This window comes from Yersinia sp. J1, from assembly GCF_050586585.1.
Lineage (GTDB): Bacteria > Pseudomonadota > Gammaproteobacteria > Enterobacterales > Enterobacteriaceae > Yersinia > Yersinia entomophaga.
In genome coordinates this window covers 1-4722 of the sequence record NZ_JBOBDP010000030.1, presented here as the reverse complement: position 1 = coordinate 4722, position 4722 = coordinate 1, and the positions used below count along the sequence as shown (strand labels likewise).

The following is a 4722-nucleotide window of genomic DNA, read 5'->3' as shown; positions in this document are numbered from 1 at the left end:
AATCCGGTTGTCGAAAGGCTGAACGCGATTGAAGCACACCGGCAGCAGGTGCGGGCGACACAGCATCAGAAAGCGCTGGAGCTGGAACGATTGCAGCGACAGCGGACGTATGATGGCCCGTCGCTGTAACAAACCGGGTAAAACGGAGCTTTCGTCGGGGATCTGCTCTGAAAGCCGGTGCCATTCACCCGAATGCATAGCCATGCATTCGGGTGAAATTTATCTGGCGCAGGCGGCGCGGTTTACCGGGGAGTTTACTGCCGGTTTTACCGGGCTGAGGCCGCATTCGCGCTGAACCTGTCCGGGGCGGTGCACGAAAGGGATGTTATGGTAAATGGTTATGATGGTTACCGATTTAGGGGGTCAAAGCCCAATGGAACGGAAACGTACGCTAAGAGCGTAACCTTCTGTATTGTCAGTTTTAAGTACACATCAAACGGACATCAGGATATAGCTCAAATACTGTCAGATTAAGGTCGTTTTCTGATTTTCAGGACACTTCGCCCTGAATGTGTAAGACGCTAACCTGACATCATCGTTCAAAAAACGTACTTAGCGTACGTTTTCGTACGGTAGGGCTTCAAACCCCTTTCTCCGTATCAGGCGGTTTTTTTGATCCAATGGGGTGCATCCTATCGGGCGCAGATGGCGCATTCTCTATTTTTGCTCCCACTAGCTCTATTTTATTATCTCACATAATGATATTAATCATTTATGGTAAAACTGAATGGATATAGTATGGTTGATTACTACTGACAGTAAATGATTATATTATTTGTAAGGGAACTACAGTGTGGCGAATTTAATTTATCTAACTCTGAATGGCGAAAAGCAAGGATTAATATCTTCTGGTTGTTCAACGGTTGATTCAATTGGTAACAGATTCCAACGTGGGCATGAAGACCAAATCCAAGTAATATCATTGAATCACATTATAACTAGAGAGCAACACGCAAGTCATCATCCTTTGGCTTTTACTAAACCAATTGATAAATCAACACCATTATTAGGTTTTTCTATATCTAATAATGAGCTACTTGATGCTGAATTTTCCATGTATAGAACAAATGCATCTGGGGCTATAGAGATTTTTTTTGGTGTTAAATTAATAGATGCACACATAGTTGATGTGTCATGTGCATTTCCTAACTCAATTGAAAACAATAACTTAATACCATATGAAAAGGTTTTGCTAAAATATAAATCAATCAGTTGGGAGCATAAAATAGCCGGCACTTCAGGTTACAGTATATGGGATGATAGAGTTTATTAATCAAACAATGCAGTACATGTGTTTGATTTTAATATACATGTACTGTCTTATTAGTTTGTTTTCCAGATAAATATGAATGTTAAAATTATCCATCCAATTGTTAGCTTCCCCCATATCTCCGGAAAAAAGCTAACAAAAACACAAGCCATTACTACGGTGAGTGCTACGGGGGCATATGTCCAAAATAGATCCTTGAAAATAACATTAATTATTTTCTTCATATTAAGCACCGCTGAGTATTGTATTTAATACTTCCACTATTTCATTTTCATTGGGGTTTTTACCTATAACTGAAATTACAGGTGATAAAACTGGTTTTATTATGAAATATAGCATTTCAATTTCCATGCTATATAAATTCCTATAATAAATAGGACTTTCTCTTTTTAGAGCATTTGCAGTGGTTGCTGCTTCTTCAATGTATCCATATAATCTAACCATAGTTAATGCTGCGTTACCAATCAATGCCATTCTTTTTCTTGTTACTTCATTTTTTAGTAAAGCCACTACTATCTGACTTTGTATTGTGAACACAATGGTTTTTTGAGTTAATTGCACGGATGATATTGTCGATGATAAAGAAAATACTTTCCTCGCTATTCGATCAATGCTTTTACCATCTTTATTTTCTAATAGTAGGTTTATATATATTCTTATCATTAATTCTATTATGTTTTTATTATTTACAACTTGTTTTACAGCCAAGAAGAATCTGTAGTCTTCGGTGTTTATTTGCTGGTTAACATCTTGATATCCATTAAAAAAATATGATGTTCTCCAAGTTAATCTCTTTAGGCCTTCTCCTATGGTGTTAACTGTGTCCTCTGCTATCTCACCAATCCCTCTAAATGAATGGTCTAGAGATAGGGCTAGGGTATTGTCAGACTCCGTTTTGATTCTTGAATAGTTTTTGTAATCATCCATTTATTAAGTATCCCTTTTTGCGTTTCAATATTGGAATGCATTGGGTCTGATAAGTTGGTTATGCGTGCGTCAGATAGAAAAAAACTCACAGTCGAACTGTCCGATAACCCACATTGAAGTCGGTTTTACGTAAGAGATTACTCGCAGATAGAAAGGATCTTCTTGAGATCCTTTCTATCTGCGAGTAATCTCTTACTTTGAAACGAAAAAACCGCCTTTCGGCGGCTTTTCGCCGGATCTCAGAGCAGCAAACTCTTTGATCCGGGTGGTAACTGAGTCTTTTGCGGGAACAGTCACCAAATTCGTTTGATTAGTGTAGCCTCAAGGCTAGCAACTCTTCAAGTGCAATTTCAAGTTCACACCTCTCAGTTCCCGTAAACCTCCAGTTACCAATGGCTACCGCCAGTGGCGATAAGTCGTGTCTGTTCCGGATTGGCCTCAAGAGATTGTTGCTGGAATTGGCGTGGTAGTCGGGTTGAACGGGGGATCGCTCACACAACCCAAGCGTGCGACGCGCACCATAACCGTGTACGGACTGGCAGAGTCGTACAGCACTGCACCAGTGGATAACGGGCATTCAACGGCACCACTTAAAAAAAGCGACGGCGGTACAGCAGCAGCCAAGGCCAAAGCAGTGACAGTAGGAACAGGTGTGTCTCCGGAGCGCGAGCGAGGGGCAGGAAAACGCATTTTCCGCCGATAGTCCGGAGCAAGGCTGAGTACCTTAAACAGAAGACTGTTTAGGGAGGCTCGGCCTGTCTTGAGCGCAGCGAGGGACAGGCCGAGATGGGCGGTTTAGCCGATTTTGGCGACATCCTCTACTTTGTTTTCTTACCTTTTCCTACTCGTCTCATACCCATCCTGTTATTCCCTCCGCTCGCCGCAGAACAGACTAGGCACACCCGCATGAGCGGGTAGCTCTGTCTGGTCGAGGAAGCGGAATAACGTCTTTTCCGACCTTTTAAGCACGGTCACTCGTTTGCCTGTCTTAACCCTATTATATGAAAAATCTGGTCCTGCTCACGGCCTAGGATTAGCATATAAGCCAGTATACACTCCGCTAGCGCTATGTGACTGGTTCAGGGCTGCGCCCCGAAACCTGCTAAAAGCGACTGACGCGCCTGCGGCTTGTCCAACACCGCGCCGCCCGGGAAATTATTTCCCGCCCGTCCCGGCGTTATCAGGAGGCTGGATTGGCAGATAAACGCAGCAAGATGCTCACGATGTGGGTAACGGAAGATGAGCATCGGCGTCTGCTGGAGCGCTGCGACGGTAAACAGCTCGCGGCCTGGATGCGCCAGACGTGCCTGGACGAGAAGCCAGCGCGTGCCGGCAAACTTCCGTCGATCTCGCCGGCGCTGCTTCGTCAGCTTGCCGGCATGGGGAACAACCTCAACCAGATTGCCCGGCAGGTTAACGCCGGTGGCGGTACCGTACATGACCGGGTGCAGGTTATCGCCGCGCTGATGGCCATCGATGCCGGACTCGAGCGGCTGCGGCACGCGGTACTGGAAAAGGGGGCAGACGATGATCGTTAAGTTTCACCCGCGAGGGCGCGGGGGCGGAGCGGGTCCGGTGGATTATCTGCTGGGGAAAGATCGGCAGCGCGAAGGCGCCACCGTTCTGCAGGGGAAGCCGGAGGAAGTCCGGGAGCTTATCGATGCCTCGCCCTATGCCAAAAAGTATACCTCCGGCGTGCTGTCTTTTTCCGAACAAGACTTACCGCCCGGCCAGCGTGAAAAACTGATGGCGAGCTTCGAGCGGGTTCTGATGCCCGGACTCGATAAAGACCAGTACAGCGTGCTGTGGGTTGAGCACCAGGACAAAGGGCGGCTGGAGCTGAACTTCCTTATCCCTAACACGGAGCTGCTGACCGGCAGACGACTCCAGCCGTATTACGACCGCGCCGACCGGCCGCGCATCGATGCCTGGCAGACCATCGTGAACGGCAGACTGGGGCTGCACGACCCGAACGCGCCGGAGAACCGGCGGGCGCTGGTCACGCCGTCCGCGTTGCCGGAAACGAAGCAGGAAGCCGCTCAGGCGATTACGCGGGGGTTGCTGGTCCTAGCTTCATCCGGGGAGCTGAAAACGCGTCAGGACGTCACCGAGGCGCTGGAAAGCACAGGTTTTGAGGTGGTGCGCACTACAAAAAGCAGCATCAGCATTGCCGACCCGGACGGGGGGCGAAACATCCGACTGAAGGGAGCCATCTATGAACAGTCTTTTAACGCTGGCGAAGGACTTAGAGCAGAAATCGAAAGCGCAGCAGCAGACTACCGGCGAGATGCTGAAAGCCGCATTCAGCGAGCACGAGAAGTCTGTCAGAGCGGAACTGAGCGAAAGCGAGAAGAGAATCAGCGCCGCCATCCTCGACCACGACCGGAAGCTGTCCTCAGCCATGAGCCAGCGCACGAAAGGCATGGTTCGCATGGTCAGCCAGACGTGGCTGACCATCGTCCTGGTCTCCGTCCTGCTGATCGCATCGAGCGCGGGAATTCTGTGGTGGCAGAGTCAGCAGATAC

At 47.8% G+C, this 4722-nt stretch carries 4 protein-coding genes; 3 read left to right on the top strand and 1 reads right to left on the bottom strand.

The annotated features are described in order from the left end of the window. The first annotated feature begins 793 nt into the window (after positions 1-793). Positions 794-1273 (top strand): Hcp family type VI secretion system effector, encoded by a 480-nt coding sequence (locus ACQ4OC_RS19235; RefSeq protein ID WP_430971536.1) that lies wholly within the window; start codon positions 794-796, stop codon positions 1271-1273. Between the two features lie 222 nt (positions 1274-1495). Here ACQ4OC_RS19235 and ACQ4OC_RS19230 read toward each other — a convergent pair whose 3' ends face one another. Then, on the bottom strand, positions 1496-2197 hold the full coding sequence (locus ACQ4OC_RS19230) for a hypothetical protein (protein WP_430971535.1): 702 nt from the start codon (positions 2195-2197) through the stop codon (positions 1496-1498). Positions 2198-3411: 1214 nt separating this feature from the next. On the opposite strand from ACQ4OC_RS19230, the gene ACQ4OC_RS19225 reads away from it, so the two are divergent. Together ACQ4OC_RS19225 and mbeA are read left to right on the top strand one after the other, a co-directional pair. Continuing rightward, entirely contained in the window at positions 3412-3735 is a 324-nt protein-coding gene (locus ACQ4OC_RS19225) for a MobC family plasmid mobilization relaxosome protein (RefSeq protein ID WP_430971537.1), read from the top strand. After that, positions 3725-4722, top strand: a 998-nt coding sequence (mbeA, locus tag ACQ4OC_RS19220) for a plasmid mobilization relaxase MbeA (RefSeq protein ID WP_430971534.1), incomplete at its 3' end; no start/stop codon positions are given. The genes ACQ4OC_RS19225 and mbeA, both read left to right, overlap by 11 nt.